17 protein-coding genes and 1 pseudogene are annotated in these 19,777 nt (G+C 65.8%); 8 read left to right on the forward strand and 10 right to left on the reverse strand.

Features of this window, described 5'->3' with window-relative positions; translation table 11 throughout:
• The first annotated feature begins 2 nt into the window (after positions 1 to 2).
• The 4 genes from L6D77_RS01960 to L6D77_RS01975 all read left to right on the forward strand — a co-directional run bounded on the left by L6D77_RS01960 (position 3) and on the right by L6D77_RS01975 (position 4,141).
• Positions 3 to 674, forward strand: coding sequence for a heavy metal response regulator transcription factor (locus L6D77_RS01960; RefSeq protein WP_232882065.1), 672 nt, complete (start codon positions 3 to 5; stop codon positions 672 to 674).
• Between the two features lie 157 nt (positions 675 to 831).
• On the forward strand, positions 832 to 2,256 hold the full coding sequence (locus L6D77_RS01965) for a heavy metal sensor histidine kinase (protein ID WP_232882064.1): 1,425 nt from the start codon (positions 832 to 834) through the stop codon (positions 2,254 to 2,256).
• A gap of 129 nt (positions 2,257 to 2,385) precedes the next feature.
• Entirely contained in the window at positions 2,386 to 2,610 is a 225-nt protein-coding gene (locus tag L6D77_RS01970) for a hypothetical protein (protein ID WP_232882063.1), read from the forward strand.
• Between the two features lie 205 nt (positions 2,611 to 2,815).
• Entirely contained in the window at positions 2,816 to 4,141 is a 1,326-nt protein-coding gene (locus L6D77_RS01975; RefSeq protein ID WP_232882062.1) for an OprD family porin, read from the forward strand.
• 133 nt (positions 4,142 to 4,274) lie between these two features.
• On the opposite strand, the gene L6D77_RS01980 is transcribed toward L6D77_RS01975, so the two are convergent.
• Positions 4,275 to 4,526 (reverse strand): DUF3077 domain-containing protein, encoded by a 252-nt coding sequence (locus L6D77_RS01980; protein ID WP_232882061.1) that lies wholly within the window; start codon positions 4,524 to 4,526, stop codon positions 4,275 to 4,277.
• Entirely contained in the window at positions 4,523 to 4,762 is a 240-nt protein-coding gene (locus L6D77_RS01985; RefSeq protein ID WP_232882060.1) for a hypothetical protein, read from the reverse strand. The genes L6D77_RS01980 and L6D77_RS01985 overlap by 4 nt, the downstream gene beginning before the upstream one ends.
• 948 nt (positions 4,763 to 5,710) lie before the next feature.
• On the opposite strand from L6D77_RS01985, the gene L6D77_RS01990 reads away from it, so the two are divergent.
• Positions 5,711 to 7,213, forward strand: a complete 1,503-nt coding sequence (locus L6D77_RS01990; RefSeq protein ID WP_232882059.1) for a GGDEF domain-containing protein — start codon at positions 5,711 to 5,713, stop codon at positions 7,211 to 7,213.
• Here the strand turns inward: L6D77_RS01990 and L6D77_RS01995 are convergent.
• Positions 7,210 to 7,686 (reverse strand): ferritin-like domain-containing protein, encoded by a 477-nt coding sequence (locus tag L6D77_RS01995; protein ID WP_232882058.1) that lies wholly within the window; start codon positions 7,684 to 7,686, stop codon positions 7,210 to 7,212. The genes L6D77_RS01990 and L6D77_RS01995 overlap by 4 nt on opposite strands.
• 204 nt (positions 7,687 to 7,890) lie before the next feature.
• On the opposite strand from L6D77_RS01995, the gene L6D77_RS02000 reads away from it, so the two are divergent.
• On the forward strand, positions 7,891 to 8,112 hold the full coding sequence (locus L6D77_RS02000; RefSeq protein ID WP_232882057.1) for a DUF3820 family protein: 222 nt from the start codon (positions 7,891 to 7,893) through the stop codon (positions 8,110 to 8,112).
• A 131-nt stretch (positions 8,113 to 8,243) separates the two neighbouring features.
• Here L6D77_RS02000 and L6D77_RS02005 read toward each other — a convergent pair whose 3' ends face one another.
• From L6D77_RS02005 to ptsP, 3 genes are read right to left on the reverse strand one after another with little or no spacing between them, the layout of a single operon-like run.
• Positions 8,244 to 9,980 carry a PTS fructose-like transporter subunit IIB gene (locus L6D77_RS02005; protein WP_232882056.1) on the reverse strand — a complete coding sequence of 579 codons (1,737 nt, stop codon included), beginning with the start codon at positions 9,978 to 9,980 and terminating at the stop codon, positions 8,244 to 8,246.
• On the reverse strand, positions 9,980 to 10,924 hold the full coding sequence (gene pfkB / locus L6D77_RS02010) for a 1-phosphofructokinase (protein WP_232882055.1): 945 nt from the start codon (positions 10,922 to 10,924) through the stop codon (positions 9,980 to 9,982). The genes L6D77_RS02005 and pfkB overlap by 1 nt, the downstream gene beginning before the upstream one ends.
• 1 nt (position 10,925) lies before the next feature.
• Positions 10,926 to 13,778, reverse strand: a complete 2,853-nt coding sequence (gene ptsP / locus L6D77_RS02015; RefSeq protein WP_232882054.1) for a phosphoenolpyruvate--protein phosphotransferase — start codon at positions 13,776 to 13,778, stop codon at positions 10,926 to 10,928.
• A gap of 296 nt (positions 13,779 to 14,074) precedes the next feature.
• Here ptsP and cra point away from each other — a divergent pair, with 296 nt between their 5' ends.
• Both cra and L6D77_RS02025 read left to right on the forward strand, forming a co-directional pair.
• Positions 14,075 to 15,070, forward strand: a complete 996-nt coding sequence (gene cra, locus L6D77_RS02020; protein ID WP_232882053.1) for a catabolite repressor/activator — start codon at positions 14,075 to 14,077, stop codon at positions 15,068 to 15,070.
• A gap of 1 nt (position 15,071) precedes the next feature.
• Positions 15,072 to 15,848 carry a TatD family hydrolase gene (locus L6D77_RS02025; RefSeq protein ID WP_232882052.1) on the forward strand — a complete coding sequence of 259 codons (777 nt, stop codon included), beginning with the start codon at positions 15,072 to 15,074 and terminating at the stop codon, positions 15,846 to 15,848.
• A 156-nt stretch (positions 15,849 to 16,004) separates the two neighbouring features.
• Here the strand turns inward: L6D77_RS02025 and L6D77_RS27415 are convergent, their stop codons facing one another.
• The 4 genes and pseudogenes from L6D77_RS27415 to ampD form a co-directional block, all read right to left on the reverse strand.
• Positions 16,005 to 16,718 (reverse strand): methyl-accepting chemotaxis protein, encoded by a 714-nt coding sequence (locus L6D77_RS27415; protein WP_371923702.1) that lies wholly within the window; start codon positions 16,716 to 16,718, stop codon positions 16,005 to 16,007.
• A 144-nt stretch (positions 16,719 to 16,862) separates the two neighbouring features.
• A pseudogene (locus L6D77_RS27420) lies at positions 16,863 to 17,984 on the reverse strand (HAMP domain-containing protein); the annotation flags it as partial.
• A 324-nt stretch (positions 17,985 to 18,308) separates the two neighbouring features.
• A complete protein-coding gene (ampE, locus tag L6D77_RS02035) occupies positions 18,309 to 19,139 on the reverse strand; it encodes a regulatory signaling modulator protein AmpE (RefSeq protein ID WP_232882050.1) in 831 nt (276 codons plus the stop codon).
• Positions 19,136 to 19,702, reverse strand: a complete 567-nt coding sequence (ampD, locus tag L6D77_RS02040; RefSeq protein WP_232882049.1) for a 1,6-anhydro-N-acetylmuramyl-L-alanine amidase AmpD — start codon at positions 19,700 to 19,702, stop codon at positions 19,136 to 19,138. The genes ampE and ampD overlap by 4 nt, the downstream gene beginning before the upstream one ends.
• Between the last annotated feature and the right edge of the window lie 75 nt (positions 19,703 to 19,777).

Genomic DNA, 19,777 nt, shown 5'->3' on the forward strand with positions numbered 1-19,777 from the left:
CCATGCGTGTACTGATCATCGAAGACGAAGAAAAAACCGCCGACTACCTGCACCGCGGCCTGACCGAGCAGGGCTTTACCGTGGACCTGGCGCGGGACGGCATCGACGGCCTGCACCTGGCCCTGGAAGGCGACTATGCGGTGATCGTGCTCGACGTGATGCTGCCGGGCCTGGACGGCTACGGCGTGCTGCGTGCGCTGAGGGCGCGCAAGCAGACGCCGGTGATCATGCTCACCGCCCGTGAACGGGTTGAAGACCGCATCCACGGCCTGCGCGAAGGCGCCGATGACTACCTGGGCAAGCCGTTCTCGTTCCTTGAACTGGTCGCCCGCCTGCAGGCCCTGACCCGTCGCAGCAGCAGCCACGAACCGTTGCAGGTGCAGGTGGCCGACCTGTGGATCGATCTGATGGCGCGCAAGGCCACCCGCGCAGGCCAGCGGCTGGAGCTGACCGCCAAGGAGTTCTCGCTGCTCAGCGTGCTGGCCCGCCGGCAAGGCGAGATCCTGTCCAAGACCGCCATTGCGGAGCTGGTGTGGGACATCAATTTCGACAGTGACGCCAATGTGGTGGAGGTGGCGATCAAGCGCCTGCGCGCCAAGCTCGACGGGCCGTTCGACAACAAGCTGCTGCATACCATTCGAGGCATGGGCTATGTCCTGGAAAACCGTGCGTAGTGAATGGCCGTTGCACACATCCCGTGGGAGCAGGTTTACCCGCGAACACCGGCAAAGCCGGTGCCAAACACCTCGTTGGCTGCTTCGCGGGTAAACCCGCTCCCACATGTCCCGCGTGGTTTAACTGACTTAAGCCAACCCCACTGAGTGGTTGTAAATGAGTACTCAAGGCCTTTTCCGCACAAAAGCAGGCAACTCCATCGCCCTGCGCCTCGGCGCCCTGTTCACCCTGGTCGCCCTGGGCGTGTTCGTGCTGATCGGCAGCGCCCTGTACCGCCAGGTCGACCGCAGCCTCGACCTGCTGCCCGCCGCCGAACTGGACGCCCGCTTCAGCGTGCTGGAGTCCGCCCTCAACCGCTACGGCACGCCCGAGCACTGGGCCAAGATCAACAACAAGCTCAACCTGCTCGGCGAAGAGGACAAGCGCATCCGCTTCTGGGCGGTCGGCAGCAACCCCAACTACGAATACGGCCACCCCACCGAGCTGGTCCGCGCCTTCGCCGAAGGCCCGCCAGGCATGCGCGAGCTGCGCCTGGCCGACAGCCCCTACCCGTACAAAGTGCTGGTCAGCGAGCTGCCGGCGTTGGGCGAACGCCCGCCGCTGCGTTTTCTGATCGGCATCAATACCGAAACCTTCTGGCAGGCCCAACACAGCCTGCTGGTGGCGATCGTCGGCCTGGCAGCGCTCGGCGTGGTGCTGGCTTCGCTGCTCAGCTACTGGGTAGCGCGCATCGGTTTGAAGCCTTTGCTCACGCTCTCCGACCAAGCCCAGGGGCTGGCCCCGCCGCGCCTGGACGGGCGCCTGCCAACCGAAGCCCTGCCGCCGGAACTGGCCCGCTTCGCCGGTGCCTTCAACGCAGCGCTGGACCGGGTCAGCCAGGCCTACACGCAGCTCGAAGCCTTCAACGCCGACGTCGCCCACGAACTGCGCTCGCCGCTGACCAACCTGATCGGCCAGACCCAAGTGGCATTGACCCGCGGACGCAGCGCCGAGCACTACTTCGAAGTGCTGCAATCGAATCTGGAAGAGCTGGAGCGCCTGCGCAGCATCATCAACGACATGCTGTTCCTCGCCAGTGCCGACCAGGGCAGCAAGGCCACCGCGCTGGCCGAGGCCTCGCTGGCCGAAGAGGTGGCCACCACCCTCGACTACCTGGACTACATCCTCGAAGACGCCCAGGTGCGCGTGACGGTCAGCGGCGACGCCCAGGCACGCATCGAAAAAGCCCAGTTGCGCCGGGCGCTGATCAACCTGCTCAACAATGCCGTGCAACACACCGCGCCCAACCAGGTGATCGAGGTGCGCATCAACGCCGATGAACAGCAGGTGAGCATCGCCGTGAGCAACCCGGGGCCTGCCATTGCCGACGAGCACCTGGCCTTGCTGTTCGAACGCTTCTACCGGGTGGATGCGGCGCGCGCCAACAGTGGCGGCAACAACCATGGGTTGGGGCTGGCGATCGTCAAGGCCATCGCGCTGATGCATGGCGGCAGTGTTTTTGTACGCAGCGAAGCCGGCGCCAATACCTTTGGCATCAGCCTGCCAAGCGCTCAACTACGCGGGTTTGCGGTAAAATTCTGAGGGTATTTGCGGCAATCATTACTTTTTGCGCAACAGTGCTTATCTGAACAGGCCCTGTTTCACGGGGCCTTGCGGGATTAATTTAGCGCCATCTCCACTAGCACTTGCTTAGCAAGAAGGTTGTTTCAAATGTCCAACAGTATGGGTGTTGCCAGCGTATTTATCCTGTCGTCCCTGTTGTTGTCGCCCCTGGCCATGGCGGAAGAATCCTCGGCCTTCGTAAACCGTAACGCAGAAGTTGCAGCAGTCCATCAGCAGGCGCGCGAAGCCATTGCCGCGCAGAAAGCCGACGCCGCGAAAGGCTCGCAGCAGACTGCTTCCAAGGTGTCCGCCGACGATAGCGCCGACAGCTGATCAGCCACTCTCCAGTTTCCTGATTTTCCCTTGGCTACACCGTGGGCGTTGCCCGCGACGATATGTTAGCCTTTCCAAGCCGCTGCCGATCAGCGGCTTTTTTTATGTGTCGAAATTATCAGCCCGGCTGTTACGTCTCTAATAAGAAACTTGCAGATACGACAATAAAAACTGCCCCACCGCTTGACCAAAGGAGTTTGTACCGGTGTCTTTCGCGTTTCGTTTTACCCCGCTGTTCCTTGCATTGTCCGCAACGATGCCCCTGGCCGCCCAGGCCGATGAAGACAAGGCTGATGGCTTCATCGAAGGCTCTACGCTGAACCTGCATTTTCGCAATGCCTACTTCAACCGCAACGAACTGAACCGCGACGTGCGCGACAAGCGCGAGTGGGGCCAGGGCGCCGTGGCGCGCTTCGAGTCCGGCTACACCCCCGGCGTGATCGGTTTCGGCCTGGATGCCCACGGCATTCTCGGCCTCAAGCTCGACGGCGGTGCGGGCCATGCCGGCACCTCGATCCTGCCCAACCACGTCAAGGACGATGGCAGCCAGGGCGCCGCGCCGCATTCGTTCTCCACGGCCGGAGGTGCGATCAAGCTCAAGGGCTTCGACACCGAGTTCAAGGCCGGTGACCTGTTCCTCACCAACCCGGTGATCGCCGGCGGCGAATCGCGCATGCTGCCGCAGACATTCCGCGGCTTTGCCCTGACCAACACCAGCATCGACGGGCTGATGCTCGAAGGTGGCCAGGTGAGCTTCACCAAGCCCTACAACCAGAGCGGCCACCGCCGCATCGACACCTACTACGGTGCACTGGAAGACGGCGACAAGAGCAAGCACCTGAACTGGGCCGGCGCGTCCTGGAGCGGTACCGAGAACATCACCGCCAATGTCTACGCCGCCGAGCTGAAGGACATCTGGAACCAGTACTACGCCGACTTCGACTACACCTACCAGGTCAACGACCTGGTCAGCCTCAACCCGGGCGTGCACTACTACCACACCCAGGACACCGGCCAGTCGCTGCTGGGCAAGATCGACAACAACACCTACAGCGTGCACTTCACCGTGGCCGCCGGGTTCCACAGCGTCACCGCCGCCTACCAGCGGGTCAACGGCAACACGCCGTTCGACTACATCAACCTGGGCGACAGCATCTACCTGGACAACTCGCGCATGTACTCGGACTTCAACGCGCCCAACGAGCGCTCGTGGAAGCTGCAGTACGACTATGACTTCGCCGGTGTCGGCGTGCCCGGGCTGACCAGCTCGCTGTCGTACTCGCGCGGTGAGGCGGACCTGACCAAGGCCACCCAGGACACCACGCATTACGACTACTACAACGCCGACGGCAAGCACGCCACCCACTGGGAGCGTGACTTCGACCTGAAGTACGTGTTCCAGGAAGGCCAGCTGAAGGATTTGTCGGTGCTGCTGCGTTATGCCAGCCACCGGGCCAATGCGGCCTATGCGGCGGAGTCGGATAACGATGAGCTGCGGGTGATCGTGGATTACCCGGTGAACGTGTTCTGAACTGAGGCCCGGCGAGGGCTTCGCCCTCGTTTCGCTGGCAAGCCAGCTCCCACAGGGATCGCGCCAACCTCAAACCATGCGCCTACCCTGTGGGAGCTGGCTTGCCAGCGATGGGCCGCAACGCGGCCCCCGTTCAGCGATTTCTGTTCAACCCGATTTCCAGGTCATTGACCAGCGCCTTGGCCATGGCACTGAGAATCCGCGCCGCACTGCCGGCCAGCAAATCCCCCTCCATTTCCGCCTCGGTCGTCAGGTGCAGGATGCAGCCCTGCAACATCGACAGCTCGTCGAATGCCCGGCTGAAGGGGATATCGGGCTGGATGCGGTACAGCTCAAGGAAGGTCTCGACGCCTGCGGTGAAGGCGGGTTCGGGCTTGTCGGTCATGGGGTCACCTGCAGTGACCGGGCATGGTCGAACAGGCAGCGCAGCAACTGGCTGAGGATGGCCACGTTTTCCATCAGGACCATGGGGCGGTCATCTTCGTCGAACGCGCGGTAGGCTTCCAGGGTTCTGCTCATGGTCGACATCAGCACGGCGGCGTGGGCCATGGCGGCGTCGTGGGTCAGGTGGTCGATGATGGTGATGTAGGGGATTGGGGGGTCGGGGACTAGCTTTTTCATATGCAATTTCCAATATCGAAAAAGGAAACCGCCAGCTCATCCTTTCTCACGAGACAAGGGTGGCAGCCGTACATGGGGTGAGAAAACCGAGGATATTGGAACCCGGCCAGGCCTGAGCCTGCCCATGCACGACTGCCATAACAGGGTGCGGGACCAACATCATTCGGGTTTCTCACGCCCGGTCACCTGGATCGGCGACCAGAGGAAGTTATCCCTGATGATTGTCCCGGCCTATCTGGAAGCTTCCGGCAGGCGCGTAGGATATGTCCCAGACATTGCTTGGCTGAAGTATTTGGTTTCAGATTCGGAAAAGTCGTACATCGCATTGGGGGGATTGATCAGGATCCGGTGATGGCCACCAAGTGCATGTCGAGAGATTGGGTCAGGGCCACCAGGTGTTTGCCGGTGTTTTTGCAGCGCTCTTGAGCTCGAGCGCCGCCCGCGCGGCGCATCGCTGGCAAGCCAGCTCCCACATCTGTTTCGGGCCAGTTATGCCTGCGAGGGTACCGCTGCCCGCCTTGGTGCATGTCTCAAGCCTTGTGAGAGGCCGGCAACGCCCACCTCGATACCGCGTCATGCCAACAAGGCGGACAGTGGAGATAGCTCAGGAGTAACTGGCCCGAAACAGATGTGGGAGCTGGCTTGCCAGCGATGCGCCGCGCGGGCGGCGCTCGATCTCATAGGCGCTGCAAGGGCTGTGGCAGGCACCTGTATGCCCTGATGCAACCTACAGCCAGCCACCTGCATGCCCTGATGCAATCAACAGCCAGACACCCCGCGGCCATCATGCGACCCAGGGCCAGCAAAAGAGCCCTCGGCCTCCCTCCCCTCACGATTTCGTCGGACGGCACACCATAATTCTTGTCCGACAATCCCACCTTCCTTAGAATACCGCCGCCGCTTAATGGCCCATCCCCCATGGATCAAGGGGCTTATGCAGTAGCGAGCATGACGTCAGTAACCCCATCACCGCGTTCCGCCCTGTACAAGTCACACCCCGAACTGATCCTCAACCTGGGCAGTTGCCTTGCCGTGCTCGCCATAGTGGGCATCGTCAGCTACCTGCTGGCACGCGAACGCGACAGCGTCGAGCAATCGGCGGTCCGCTCCTCGGGCAACATCGTGCAGCTGATCGAAAGCGACATCCTGCGCAACGTCGAGCTCTACGACCAATCGCTCAAAGGCCTGATCTGGGCCGTCAAACACCCTGAATTACTCACCGTCCAGCCCAGCCTGCGCCAGCAGATCCTGTTCAGCCAGGCGATCTCGGCACCGGTGCGCGGCGACATTCTCTGGCTCGACGCCAAGGGCGATGTGGTCGGCGACTCCACCAGCGTGGTGCCCCGCCAGGCCAACTTCGCCGACACCATCCCCTTCCAGCGGCACCGCGACCACCCTGGCCTGGGCCTGCTGATCAGCCCGCCGTTCAAGGCCCGGCTGGGCGACCTGGACTGGTGCATCAGCTTCAGCCGGCGGATCTCCGGCAACAACGGCGAATTCCTCGGCCTGGCCGCCGGGGCCCTGCGCCTGTCGTATTTCAGCCGGCTGTTCGAGCGCCTGGACATCGGCGACGACAGCAGCATCAACCTGCTCAACACCGACGGCCAGCTGCTGGCCCGCCAGCCTTCCCGGCCACAGGACCCGCTGATCGGCACCAGCTTCAGCGAGCGGCCCAACTTCAAGCGCATCCTCGGCGAGCGCAGCGGCAGCTTCACGGCCAGGTCGAGCATTCGCGAAGCCCAGCGCATGTACACCTTCGCCCGGGTCGCCGACCTGCCGTTGATCGTGTTGGTGGTGCATTCCACCGACGAGGTGTTCCAGTCCTGGCGGCGCACGGCAATCGTGGTCAGCGTGGCCACCGGCGTGCTGTGCGTGGGCATCCTCTGGCTGACCTTGATGCTGGGCCGCGAGCTGCGCCGGCGCCACGATGCCGAACAGGGCCTGGCGACCCTGGCCGCCACCGACAGCCTCACCGGCCTGGCCAACCGCCGCCGGCTCGACCAGGTGCTGCGCCTGGAATGGGCGCGCGCCCAGCGCAACCGCAAGTCACTGGCGGTGCTGATGGTGGATGTGGATCACTTCAAGGCGTTCAACCAGCGCCACGGCCATGCCGGTGGCGACCATGTGCTGCGCGAAGTAGCCAAGACCATCGAGCATTGCATCAGGCGCCCGGCAGATTTGGCGGCACGTTATGGCGGGGAAGAGTTCCAGGTGGTGCTGCCGGAGACCGAACTGGCCGGCGCACTGCTGCTGGCAGAGCGAATTCGCGCCAGCGTCGAGTCGATGCCACCGTTCGGGGCGGACGAACGCTCGGTGACGGTGAGCGTCGGCATCGGCCTGCACATCCCCGGCACCCAGCACGACCTGACCCGGCTGCTGGGTGACGCGGACGAGGCGCTCTACCGGGCCAAGGCCAATGGCCGCAACCGGGTAGAGGGCCCTCAGGCTTAAGAAGCCGCGCGGGCTGCGTTGCGCAGCGCCTTCACCTGGTCGTGGTTACGCTGTACGCCCTGCAGCTGGTTTTCCACCAGCATGTAGGTCTGGTCACTGGCAGTGCGGCCCAGCTTGACCAGTTTCTCGCGGGCATCCTTGTAGGCTTTGAGGGCGTGATCCTCGCCCCGCTCCACTTCGTTGAGCACCGCCGCTTCATCCTTGCCGGTGAGCATCGACTTGAGGTTGACCCAGCCACGGTGCAGGTCGCCGCTGATGCTGGTGCTGGTTTCCGGGTCGCCACCCAGGCGGCGTACTTCGCTTTGCAGTTGGGCCGCGGCATTGGCGCACTCGCCGGCACGCTGAACGAAAAAGGCTTTGAGTTGTGGGTTCTTCACGTCCTCGGCAGAGGTTTTGAAGCCCTTCTCGCCGTCCTTGCTGTACTCGATCAGGTCGTTGAGCACATCGATGACGTCTTTGTTGGGATTACTCATGGCAACAACTCCTTGGCAGGTGATAGTCACCTTGACTGGAGCAGGCTTCATGCCAGGCTTTCTGTTTATAAAAAACCGATAAAAATCAGCACCTTACAAAAAGCTCAAAAACCGCGCGCTGGTGCGTTCTGCATGATCGCCGCTTGGGTCGTCGTGCAGATTGCAGTATCGTCCGCGCATCACCCGCCACAGGCTACCGCGCCAATGAAACCTGAATCCCTGCAACTGCTGGTCACCCGCACCATGCCCTTTGGCAAGTACCAGGGGCGAATCATTGCCGACCTGCCGGGCGACTACCTGGCGTGGTTTGCGCGCAAGGGCTTCCCGGCTGGGGAGCTGGGTGCGTTGCTGGCGTTGATGCACGAGATCGACCACAACGGGCTGGGGGATTTGCTCAAGCCATTGCGGAGCAAGACGGTACGCTGAGGGTTGCCTGCACTGGCCCTATCGCCGGCAAGCCGGCTCCCACCTCGACCGCGTAGATCCAAGAAATACGCTGCTCCTGTGGGAGCCGGCTTGCCGGCGATAGGGCCAGTGCAATCATCACAAGCCAGGCGCTAGCCCTTGACCGGCGCCACCACCATCTCCACCTGCTCGCCCTTCTTGATCACCGCATACACCACCGCCGTCACCAGGCTGCCGGCCAGGATCGCCAGCAGGTACAGCAGCGCGTGGTTGATCGCATTGGGGATCAGCAGCACGAACAGCCCACCGTGCGGCGCCATCAGCTTGCAGCCGAAGTACATCGACAGCGCGCCGGTCAAGGCGCCGCCGGCGATGCTCGCCGGGATCACCCGCAGCGGGTCCTTGGCGGCGAACGGGATGGCGCCTTCAGAGATGAAGCACAACCCCAGTGCCAGCGCCGCCTTGCCGGCCTCGCGCTCGCTTTGGGCGAACTTGCGCCGGGCGATGAAGGTGGCGATGCCCAGGCCGATCGGCGGCACCATGCCGGCGGCCATGGTCGCCGCCATCGGCGCGTAGCTGGACGACGCCAGCAAGCCCACCGAAAACGCATAGGCAGCCTTGTTGATCGGGCCTCCCAGGTCGACGCACATCATGCCGCCGAGCAGCAGCCCGAGCAGGATGGCGTTGGTGGTGCCCATGCTGTCGAGAAAATGCGTGAGCCCTGCGAGCATGGCCGCCACCGGTTGGCCGACCACATAGATCATCACCAGCCCGGTGAACAGGCTGGCCAGCAGCGGGATGATCAGGATCGGCTTGAGCGCTTCGAGGCTGCTGGGCAGGTTCACCCAGCGGGCGATGGCCTTGGCGCTGTAGCCGGCGAGAAAGCCGGCGACGATGCCGCCGATGAAGCCGGCGCCGAGGGTGCCGGCCAGCAGGCCGCCGATCATCCCCGGGGCCAGGCCCGGGCGGTCGGCGATGGACCAGGCGATGTACCCGGCCAGCAACGGCACCATCAGTTTGAATGCCGCTTCGCCGCCAATCTGCATCAATGCCGCCGGCAGCGTGCCGGGCTCTTTGTAGGCCTCGATGCCGAACACGAACGACAGGGCGATCAGCAAGCCGCCGGCCACCACCATCGGCAGCATGAACGACACGCCGGTGAGCAGGTGTTTGTAGACGCCAGTCTTCTCGGCTTTTTGCGGGGCGCTGGCGGCATCACCGGCGCTTTCCACCTTGCCTTCGGCCAGTGCCTTGTCCAGCGTGGCGCGGGCCTGCTTGAGGGCGATGCCGGTGCCGCAACGGTAGATGCGCTTGCCGGCGAAGCGTGCGGTGGGCACTTCGATGTCGGCAGCCAGCAGCACCACGTCGGCGGCGGCGATGGCCTCGGCCGGCAAGGGGTTGCGGGCCCCTACCGAGCCCTGGGTTTCCACGGTCAGCGTGTAGCCAAGGGCCTGGGCGGCCTGCTGCAGCGCCTCGGCGGCCATGAAGGTATGGGCCACGCCGGTCGGGCAGGCCGTTACTGCAACAATCTTCGGCGTGCTGGCTGTTGCGCTGGGGGCGCTGGGGGCGCTGTCCTGCGCCTGCACCTTGGCGTTGGCGGCGGCTTCGTCAAGAAAGCCTTCGCGGTCGGCCAAGGCCTGGGCCGGGGTGCTCTGGTACAAGCGTTTGCCGGTGAAACGTGCAAGGTCCACTGGCCCGGTGCTGATCACCAGCACCCAGTCGGCCTCGGCGATTTGCGCGGATGTCAGGCGCCGTTCGGGGTGTTCGGCCTCCTGCACTTCGACGCTGGTGCTCCAGCCGCGACGCTGGGCGGCGGCGGCCAGCAGGCGCGCGCTGAGCACGCTGGACACCTGGCCGTTGGGGCAGGCGGTGACAATGGCAATGTTCATCAGCAGCCCTCTTGTTGTTCTGTCAGGTGCACGGCGGCTTCCAGTTGCGCCAGTTGTTCGCGGTCGTGAATGCCGAAACCGACCTGGGTGACCGCCTGGGCGGCGATCGCGGTGGCGCGGCGCAGGGTGCTGGCCGGCGCCTCGCCCTGCAACAGGCCATGGACCATGCCCGCCACCAGCGAATCACCGGCGCCCACGGTGCTGGCGATACGCACCTGCGGTGGCTGGGCATGCAACGCCAGATCTGCGGCGAACCAGGTGACGCCGTGTTCGCCCTGGGACACCACCACATGCTCGACGCCACTGGCCAGCAACTGGCCGGCGGCGGCGCGTTGCTGCGCCAGGTCATCCACCGGCAGCCCGAGCACTTCACCCAGTTCATCAGTATTCGGCTTGACCAGCCAGGGCGCGGCCTGCAACCCGGCGCGCAGGGCTTCGCCGCTGCTGTCCAGGGCCACTTTCAGCCCTTGCACCTTGAGCATCTGCAGCAACTCGCGCAACCAGCCCGGGCTGATCCCCCGTGGCAGGCTGCCGGCCACCACCACGGCGTCATGCCCGGGCGCGACCTGGGCCAGGCGGTGCAGCAGGTCGTTCCTGGCGGCCTCATCGACCTGCGGGCCCTGGCCGTTGATGTCGGTCACCCGGCCATCGGCCTCGACCAGCTTGATGTTGCTGCGGGTCTCGCCGGGCACGCGAACGAAGCAATCGGCAAAGCCGCGCTGGGCGATCAGCGCCTCGAAGGGTTGCAGGTTGTCCTGGCCAAGAAAACCACCGACGGTGACGCTGTGGCCCAGGTCGGCCAGCACCTGGGCCACGTTCAGGCCCTTGCCGGCGGCATGGCTGTGCTGGGCCTGGCTGCGGTTGACCGCACCGGCTTGCAGGCGGTCGAGGCTGACGGTGATGTCCAGCGCCGGGTTGAGGGTAAGGGTGAGGATCTTGGCCATTTCAGTAACGCTCCACCAGCGCCCGAACCGCTTCGGCGCTGTCTTGTTGCAGGGCTTCGCGCGCCAGGGCGCGGGCCGTCGATAGGGTGGCCTGGCGCACCAGTGCCTTGACTTCGGGGATGCTGCGGGCGGCGACACTCAGCTCGTCCACCTCCAGCCCCAGCAACACGGCGACCGCCTGCGGGTCGGCCGCCAGTTCGCCGCAGATGCCCACCCACTTGCCTTCGGCGTGGGCGGCGCGCACGGTCATGTCGATCAATTGCAGCACCGCGGGGTGCAGGCCGTCGGCCTGGGCCGAGAGGCTCGGGTGGCCGCGGTCGATGGCCAGGGTGTACTGGGTGAGGTCGTTGGTGCCGATGCTGAAGAAGTCCACTTCGCGGGCCAGCTGCGGGGCCAGCAGTGCGGCGGACGGCACCTCGACCATGATGCCGACCTGCAGGTCGCTGACCGGGATCTCCAGGCGCAAGCGCTCGACCATGGCCTTGGCGGCTCGCCACTCGTGCACCTGCCCGACCATGGGGAACATGATGCGCAGGGGGCGGTTGTCGGCCGCGCGCAACAGGGCGCGCAACTGCTCTTCCATCACCTGCGGGCGTTGCAGGGTGAGGCGCACGCCGCGCACGCCGAGGAAGGGGTTTTCTTCCTGGGCAATCGGCCAATAGGGCAAGGGCTTGTCGCCGCCCACGTCGAGGGTGCGCACCACCAGTGGCCGCCCGGCCAGGCCATCGAGCACGCGGCGGTATTCGGTTTCCTGGGTGGCCACGTCGGGGGCCTGCGGGTGGGCCATGAAGATCAGCTCGGTGCGCAGCAGGCCGACGCCTTCGGCGCCCTGCTCCACCACTTTGTCGATGCCGCTGCTTTCACCGATGTTGGCGCACACTTCGACGCGGTGGCCGTCGCGGGTCACCGCCGGTTCGTGGCGGTTGGCCCAGGCGATCTGCAAGCGCCGCTCGCGGGCGTCGCGTTCGGCCAGGGCGCGTTGCAGCTCATCGGCGGGCGGAGCGACGGCAACACGCCCGCGCTGGCCGTCGAGCAACAGCGGCGTGCCGCTGTCGAGCAGCAGGATCGCAGCGCCCGCGCCGACCACCGCCGGGATGCCCAGGGCACGGGCGACGATGGCGCTGTGGGCAGTGGCGCCCCCCTGGGCGGTGACAATGCCGGCGACCCGCGCCGGGTCCAGGCGCGCTACGTCCGAGGGGCCGACTTCGGCCATCACCAGCACGTAGGGTTGTGCGGGCTCGGCAGCCTGCTGCACGCCACACAGCTGCGCCAGCACCCGCCGGCCGATGTCCCGCAGGTCGGCGGCGCGCTCGGCCAGCAGGGCGTCGTGCAGGGCCTCCTGCTGGCGCGCGGCGGCGTCGATCACGGCCATCCAGGCGGCGGCGGCGCTTTCGCCCTGGGCCAGGCGCAGCTCGACTTCGTCCATCAGGGCCGGGTCGCTGAGCATCTCTTGGTGGGTGACGAAGATTTCGCCGATGGCCTTGTCGCTGCGCTGTACCAGGGCCTGCAGATCGGCGTGCACCGCCGCCACGGCAGTGCGCAACTTCAGGCGTTCCTGCGCGGGGGACTCGCCGCGCAGGGGGTAGTCGATATCGCGCTCGACCCGCACCCAGGCTGGGCCGCTGGCGATGCCGGGAGCGGCTGCGACACCTTGCAACGTAGTGCCGGGCAGCGGTGCTGCAAGCGCCGGCGCGGGCGTATCGGCGGCAGCCGGGGTGGCCTGCGGCAGCGGCTCCACGTCCTCGCCGAGGCCTTGCTCGATGGCGGCCAGCAACACCGGCAGCGCGTCATTGGCGATGCCCGGCTCGGCGATCAGCTCCAGCACCTGGCCGCGCCGGGCACCCAGACTGAGCAGCTTGCTCAGGCTCTTGACCGAAACGGCGGGCTGGGCGCTGTCGAGTACGCGCACGCGGATCTCGCCCTCGAACCCTTTGGCCAGTTGCGCCAGTTCCTTGGCCGGGCGGGCATGCAAGCCATGGGGGTTGGCCAGCACCACCCGGGTGCTGGGCCAGTCGGCGGGCGCTTCGCCGCCGAGCACTTCGAGCACGGCGCGGCTGCTGGTGGCCTGGTAGAGCATCTGCCCGCGGCCTTCGATCAGCACTTCGCACAGGCGTTCGAGCAAGGCCTGGTGCGCGGCACCGAGGCTGGCCAGGCAGAACAGGCCATTGAGTGGCTGGTCGCGGTAGCGCAGGGGGTGTTGCGGGGTGATGAAGGCCAGGCCCGGCTGGCGCACCTGGCGCTCGCTGTGCAGCCACCACAGGCCTTCGCCCAGGGGCAGCGGCTCGGCTTGCTGCAGGACTGCGGCGAAACCGCTGTCGACACAGCCGGCGCGTTGCAACAGGCGTGCACCGCGCCAGGCCAGTTCGTCGAAGTCTTCGGCGGCCAGGTTGAGGCCGACCAGTTGCGCGTCCAGCGCCAGTTCCTGGGGGGCGCCTTGCAGCAGCTTGAGCAAGGCTTCGGCACTGCCGGCGCGGCGCAAGGCCTCGGCCAGGTCGGTCTCGCCGAGGGCGCGGGTCAGCAGTTGCAGCAGGCGCAGGTGTTCGTCGGAACGGGCGGCGATGCCGATGGCCAGGTAGACGATCTGCCCGTCGCCCCAGTCCACCCCTTCGGGGAACTGCAGCAGGCGCACGCCGGTGGCGAACACCAGGTCGCGGGTCTGCGGCGTGCCATGGGGGATGGCGATGCCCTGGCCGAGGAAGGTCGAGCCCTGCGCCTCGCGGGCGCGCAAGCCGTCGACGTAGCCCTCGGCAACCAGCCCGTCGGCCACCAGCCGCGCGGCCAGCAAGGCCAGCGCCTCGCCTTTGTCGGCAGCCTTCTGGCCCATGGCAATCTGCTCCACGGCAAGCTCGAGCATGACCTTCTCCTTTCCGGCGCCCAGGTGGGGTACCGAGGTATTGTTGTGGATTTTTCCGGCAAAAGCCGTTCAATTGATCAGCGCAAGTGGCCAGGCTGGATGTGGCAAGCAGGAAAATTCAGCCAAGCTGAAACGATTAATCTGACCAAGCGGCCACGTTACTCGATAATCTGCCGACGAAAAAGCCCCATCCTGTCGGACAATTGCGACAATGGTCGTCTGCGCGCGGGCCTGCGCCTGGGTGAAACTACCCGGTCAGGCAAGCAGTCAGCCCCGGAAATAACAAGGAAAATTCGGTGAAACTCAGCGATATCGCCCGTCTGGCCGGTGTGTCCGTGACCACGGCCAGCTACGTCATCAATGGCAAGGCCGAGCAGCAGCGCATCAGCAACAGTACCGTCGAGCGCGTGCGCGCGGTGGTCGAGGCCCATGGCTTCACCCCCAACCCGCAGGCCGCCGGCTTGCGCAGCCGCCATACCCGCACCCTGGGCTTCATTCTCCCCGACCTCGAGAACCCCAGCTACGCCCGCATCGCCAAGCAGCTGGAACAGGGCGCCCGCGCCCGTGGCTACCAGTTGCTGATCGCCAGCAGCGACGACCAGCCCGACAGCGAGCACCAGTTGCAGCAGCTGTTCCGCGCCCGCCGCTGCGATGCGCTGTTCGTCGCCAGCTGCCTGCCGCCCGAGGACGACAGCTACCGTGAGCTGCAGGACAAGGGCCTGCCGGTGATCGCCATCGACCGGCGCCTGGACCCGGCGCACTTCTGTTCGGTCATCAGCGACGACCGCGACGCCAGCCGCCAGCTGGCCGAGAGCCTGTTGAAGACCCGCCCCAAAAGCATCGCGCTGATCGGCGCTCGCCCCGAGCTGTCGGTGAGCCAGGCCCGCGCCGGTGGTTTCGACGAGGCCATGCAGGCCTACGCCGGTGAAGTGCGCCGCTATCAGGGCGAAGCCTTCAGCCGCGAATGCGGCCAGCGCCTGATGCAGCAACTGATCGCCGAGCACGGCGGCCTGCCGGACGCCCTGGTGACCACCTCCTATGTGCTGCTGCAAGGGGTGTTCGACATCCTGCAGGCGCGCCCGGCCGATTCGCGCCAGCTGCAACTGGGCACCTTCGGTGACAACCAACTGCTCGACTTCCTGCCGCTACCGGTCAACGCCATGGCCCAGCAGCACGGCCTGATCGCCGCCACCGCCCTGGAGCTGGCGCTGGCCGCCATCGAAGAGAAGCGCTACGAGCCCGGCGTGCACGCCATCGGCCGCACCTTCAAGCAACGCATTCCAGGCGCCTGACATGCGCCTGATCGACACCCACACCCACCTCGACTTCCCCGACTTCGACGCCGACCGCCCGCAGTTGCTGGCCAGTGCGGCGGCGCGCGGGGTGGAGCGGATGGTGGTGCTGGGGGTGTACCAGGCCAACTTCCAGCGGGTGTGGGACCTGGCCTGCAGTGACTCGCGCCTGTACGCCGCGCTCGGCCTGCACCCGGTCTACCTCGACCAGCATCGCCCGGAGCACCTGGTGCAACTGCGCGACTGGCTGGAGCGCCTGCGCGGCGACCCACGCCTGTGTGCGGTGGGTGAGTTCGGCCTGGATTACTACCTGCCGGAGCTCGACCCGCAGCGCCAGCAGGACCTGTTCGAGGCGCAGCTGCAACTGGCCTGCGACTTCGAACTGCCGGCCCTGCTGCACGTGCGCCGCAGCCATGCCCAGGTGATCGCCACGCTCAAGCGCTACAAACCGAAGCGGGCGGGGATCGTCCATGCCTTCGCCGGCAGTTATGAAGAGGCGCGCGAGTACATCAAGCTGGGGTTCAAGCTGGGCCTGGGGGGCGCTGCGACCTGGCCGCAGGCATTGCGGTTGCGCAAGACCCTGGCGCGCTTGCCGCTGGAGAGCGTGGTGCTGGAGACCGACTCACCGGACATGGCGCCGGTGATGTACCCGGGGGTGCGCAACAGCCCGGAGCACCTGCCGGAGATTGCCGGGGCGCTGGCCGAGGTGATGGGGCTTGAGGTTGGAGTGCTGGCCGAGGCCAGTAGCCGTAATGCCGGCGAGCTGTTTGGCTGGTAACTGCCAGGCGATGCGGTCCCTGTGTAGGAGCGGCCTTGTGCCGCGAAAGGGCTGCAGAGCAGCCCCGGCGATTTTGTGTTAACACGGAAATCCTGGGGCTGCTTTGCAGCCCTTTCGCGGCACAAGGCCGCTCCTACACGGGGACCGCGAACGGGGTCAGACTCTGAACGCCCCGATCAACCGCTTCAACTCCACCACCTGTACCGACAAGGCCCGGCTGGCATCCTCGGTCTGGCAGGCGCCTTCGGTGGTGTCCTGGGCCGCCCTGTTGATTGCCACGATGTTCTGGTCGATGTCGTGGGCCACCGCGGTCTGCTGCTCCACCGCCGCCGCGATCTGCTGGTTCTGCTCGACGATGCCACTCACCGCGCCAAGGATGTTGCCCAGCGCCTGCTGCACCTGACGCGCCTCGTCCACCGTGCCGGCGGCCATCTGGTGGCTGCTGCCCATCACCCGCACCGCGGCACCGACGCCCTCGCGCAGGCGCTCGATCATCTGGGCGATTTCCTCGGTGGAATCCTGGGTGCGCCTGGCCAGCGTGCGCACCTCATCGGCCACCACCGCAAAACCCCGGCCCTGCTCGCCGGCCCGGGCGGCTTCGATAGCGGCGTTGAGGGCCAGCAGGTTGGTCTGCTCGGCAATGCTGCGGATCACCTCCAGTACCCGGCCGATGGCCTGGCTGTCGGCAGCCAACTGGTTGACCGCCACCACGCTCTGGTCGATTTCACCCGCCAGGCGGGCGATGCTGCCCTGCTGGCTTTCGACCAGGTCGCGGCCCGAGGCGCTTTCATGGTTGACCCGTTGTGCGCCCTCGGCCGCCAGGGCGGCGCTGCGCGCCACTTCCAGCGCGGTGGCGGTCATCTGGTTCATGGCCGTGGCCACCTGCTCGATCTGTTCGCGCTGGCCGCCAACCGCCTGGTTGCTGCGCGCCGACACCGACAACACCTGGCCGGCCTGCTCCTCGACCGTGGCCACGGTGTGGCCGACCTGCTCAATCAAGCCGCGGATGCGCCGCACGGTCTCGCTGAAGCCACGCCCCAGCTCGCCCAACTCGTCCTGGCTGCTGGCCTGGAAACTCACCGTCATGTCGCCAGCGGCCACTTTGTCCATGGCGCTGCCGAGCTTGCCCAGGGTTTCGCGGGTGGACACATAGAAGCCGCTGTAGAGGTAGATGATCAGCACGAACACCGTGCCCAGCGCGGCGACCAGGGCAATCATGCGCAAACGGTGCTGGGCGAGGCGGTCTTCCAACTGCCCGTTCAATTGCGCCAGCACGGCGTCGTTGAGGCGGTAGGTCTGGGCCATCAGCTCGGTGGTCTGCTGGTAGAAACCGGCCCAGGGCGCGTCCAGGGTCTCGGCTACCACCACCTGGTCCTCGAACAGGCTGGCGGCCTGCTTGACCGTGGCCTGGCTGGCCTGGGCACTGGCCGCCAGCGCCGCCTTGGCGCGGTTGTCGGCGGCCAGGGCGTCGTCGAGGCGGATGCTGTAGTCGGCAGACAGCCGCTCCAGGCGCTGCAGCAGGTCCTCGAAACGCGCGCTACCGGCGGAGTCCATGAAACCACGGCCCAAGGCCACCGAGCCCATTGCCCGCCCTTCACCGATCGCCTGGGTAACCTGCGCCGTGGCGCTGCCGATCAGCTCGCCGAGTTGGCGCACCGAGGCCTGATTGTCCTGGTTCAGACCCGACTGGCTGGCGACCAGCTTACCCAGCACCTGGGCCTGGGCGAGCAGTTTTTCGAACAACGCGGCCTTGTTCTGCAACGAGGTTTCGCCACGGGCACGGGTGAAGGCGTCGGCCAGCTCGGCGCGCTTGGCTTCGAGCGCCGGGTCGCTGCCCTTGAGCGCGTCGAGCCGCGCCTGGACCTTGTCCTGCAAACTGGCGATACGGCCTTCGACATCACCGGCCTGGCCCGACTGGCCAAGCACGGCATTGATTTGCAGCAGGTTGCCGAGGGTTTCCAGGTCGCCCCGCAGCGCCAGGCTCTCGCCCAGCGGCGCCAGGCCCTGCAGTTCGACGCGGGTAGCGTGGAATTGGTTATAGGCGTCGCGGACCAGATAGAAGCTGGTGACCAGCATGGGCAGGAAGAACAGGACGCTGATCAGGCTGAACTTCATGCCGAAGCTCAGCCGATTCATCAGCGCGATGGCCGGATAGAGCAGACGCTTCACAGGTCACCTCCTTGAATTCTTGTTGTTCTGCGGGGTAGCACTTGGCCATCGAGGGCCAAACACTTTGTATAACGCAGAATGAATTCAAGGTTTGTAACTTATGGTTAAGCAGGACCGCGTGAAGGTACCTGCCCCGCGCAGGATCCTGTAGGAGCGGCCTTGTGCCGCGAAAGGGCTGCAGAGCAGCCCCAGGATTGTCGCGTGAATGCGAAAACGCCGGGGCCGCTTTGCGGCCCTTTCGCGGCACAAGGCCGCTCCTACAACAAGACAGTTATTCCCACGTAAACCCCGTCAAACCAACACCGTCCACAGGGCGAAACAGGCATACCACAGCACCGCGCTGCGCAGCAGCAGCTCCCACAGGCTGTCCAGCCGCTCCAGCCCGCGCTGGCGGTCTTCTTCCTCGGGAATGTCGTCGGCCACCCGGCCAACCTTGGCCACCAAGTGGCCGGCGCTGATGTGCCAGTCGAGCAGTTCGTGCAGCATCACCCGGGTGACCGCGACGAAGTTGCCGACCAGGGCAAAGCTCACCGCCAGCACTCGTACCGGCAACCAGTCCAGGGCATGGCGCAGTTGCTCGGCGAGGGTCTTGAGCGCCGGCTGGCGGCTGTTTTCGCCAGTCAGGGCCAGCAAGCGGTAGGCCAGTGCCGCCGCCGGCCCGAGCAGGAAGTACCAGAAAATCACCGCGAAGAAACTCTGGTAGGCCTGCCACAGCAGGTGCCCCTGGGCCCGCTTGATCAGGCTCGCGGCATCGTCGGCAGCCAGCCCCAGGTCGCGCTCGGCCACGTGCAGCGCGGCCTGGTCGTCGCCACGGCGCCACGCGTCGCGAAACGGCCCAAGGGCGGCTTTGACGTCACCGCGGCCCAGGCTGTAGATCAGCACCAGCAAGTGCACCGGCAGCGCCAACAGCCCGTAGGCCACCGGCTCCAGCACATGCAGCAGCAACACCAGCAGCGCCACCGGCGCGAGGATCAGGATGGCCAGGGTCCACCAGGGATGAACCTTGCCGCTGCGCTCAAGACGCACCAGCTCACCCAGATAGAAGCCGTCGCGTTGCAACCGTTGGCGCAGTGACGAGAACTTCTCGAACCACAGCGCCAGCACCAACACCAGAAAACTCATGCCTTGTCCTCGTTGCGTTGCAGGTCTGCGCGGTAACGCGGCCAGTCGAAGGCCGGGCCCGGGTCGGTCTTGCGTTGCGGGGCGATATCGCTGTGGCCGCAAATGCGCTGCAGGTCGATCCGCGGCCAGGCTGCGCGAATCTCACAGGTCAACTGTTGCAGGGTGGCGTACTGGGCATCGGTGTAGGGCACGTCGTCAGTGCCTTCCAGCTCGATACCGATGGAGAAATCGTTGCAGCCTTCACGGCCCTCGAAGCGGGAAACCCCGGCGTGCCAGGCGCGGTCGAGCAGCGAGACGAACTGGGTCACCGCGCCGTCGCGCTCGACGAACAGGTGCGCCGACACCGTCAGGTGGCTGATGCTGGCGAAGTACGGGTGCTCGTTGGGGTCGAGGCGGTTCTGGAAGAACTGCTGGACCTTGCCGGTGCCGAAGCAGGCCGGTGGCAGGCTGATGTTGTGGATCACCAGCAGCGAGATCGCCTCGCCGTCGGGGCGGGCATTGCAGTTCGGTGAAGGGCAGTGGCTTACGCCGGTGAACCAGCCGGTCGCATGGTCCAATTGCATGGGGCAGATCCTGAATGACGCCGGGGGCAGGCGGTCAGTATGCCGCGCACGTGCGGCGCTTGCATGTAAATGATT

This window comes from Pseudomonas parasichuanensis (genome assembly GCF_021601385.1).
Classification (GTDB): Bacteria; Pseudomonadota; Gammaproteobacteria; order Pseudomonadales; family Pseudomonadaceae; genus Aquipseudomonas; species Aquipseudomonas parasichuanensis.

What these genes read in the sequence shown, in the direction of transcription:
- L6D77_RS01960 (WP_232882065.1), top strand. Translation starts at nt 3, where the DNA reads ATGCGTGTACTGATCATCGAAGACGAAGAAAAAACCGCCGACTACCTG.
- L6D77_RS01965 (WP_232882064.1), top strand. Translation starts at nt 832, where the DNA reads ATGAGTACTCAAGGCCTTTTCCGCACAAAAGCAGGCAACTCCATCGCC.
- L6D77_RS01970 (WP_232882063.1), top strand. Translation starts at nt 2,386, where the DNA reads ATGTCCAACAGTATGGGTGTTGCCAGCGTATTTATCCTGTCGTCCCTG.
- L6D77_RS01980 (WP_232882061.1), bottom strand. Translation starts at nt 4,526, where the DNA reads ATGACCGACAAGCCCGAACCCGCCTTCACCGCAGGCGTCGAGACCTTC.
- L6D77_RS01985 (WP_232882060.1), bottom strand. Translation starts at nt 4,762, where the DNA reads ATGAAAAAGCTAGTCCCCGACCCCCCAATCCCCTACATCACCATCATC.
- L6D77_RS01990 (WP_232882059.1), top strand. Translation starts at nt 5,711, where the DNA reads ATGACGTCAGTAACCCCATCACCGCGTTCCGCCCTGTACAAGTCACAC.
- L6D77_RS01995 (WP_232882058.1), bottom strand. Translation starts at nt 7,686, where the DNA reads ATGAGTAATCCCAACAAAGACGTCATCGATGTGCTCAACGACCTGATC.
- L6D77_RS02000 (WP_232882057.1), top strand. Translation starts at nt 7,891, where the DNA reads ATGAAACCTGAATCCCTGCAACTGCTGGTCACCCGCACCATGCCCTTT.
- L6D77_RS02005 (WP_232882056.1), bottom strand. Translation starts at nt 9,980, where the DNA reads ATGAACATTGCCATTGTCACCGCCTGCCCCAACGGCCAGGTGTCCAGC.
- pfkB (WP_232882055.1), bottom strand. Translation starts at nt 10,924, where the DNA reads ATGGCCAAGATCCTCACCCTTACCCTCAACCCGGCGCTGGACATCACC.
- ptsP (WP_232882054.1), bottom strand. Translation starts at nt 13,778, where the DNA reads ATGCTCGAGCTTGCCGTGGAGCAGATTGCCATGGGCCAGAAGGCTGCC.
- L6D77_RS02025 (WP_232882052.1), top strand. Translation starts at nt 15,072, where the DNA reads ATGCGCCTGATCGACACCCACACCCACCTCGACTTCCCCGACTTCGAC.
- L6D77_RS27415 (WP_371923702.1), bottom strand. Translation starts at nt 16,718, where the DNA reads ATGAACCAGATGACCGCCACCGCGCTGGAAGTGGCGCGCAGCGCCGCC.
- ampE (WP_232882050.1), bottom strand. Translation starts at nt 19,139, where the DNA reads ATGAGTTTTCTGGTGTTGGTGCTGGCGCTGTGGTTCGAGAAGTTCTCG.
- ampD (WP_232882049.1), bottom strand. Translation starts at nt 19,702, where the DNA reads ATGCAATTGGACCATGCGACCGGCTGGTTCACCGGCGTAAGCCACTGC.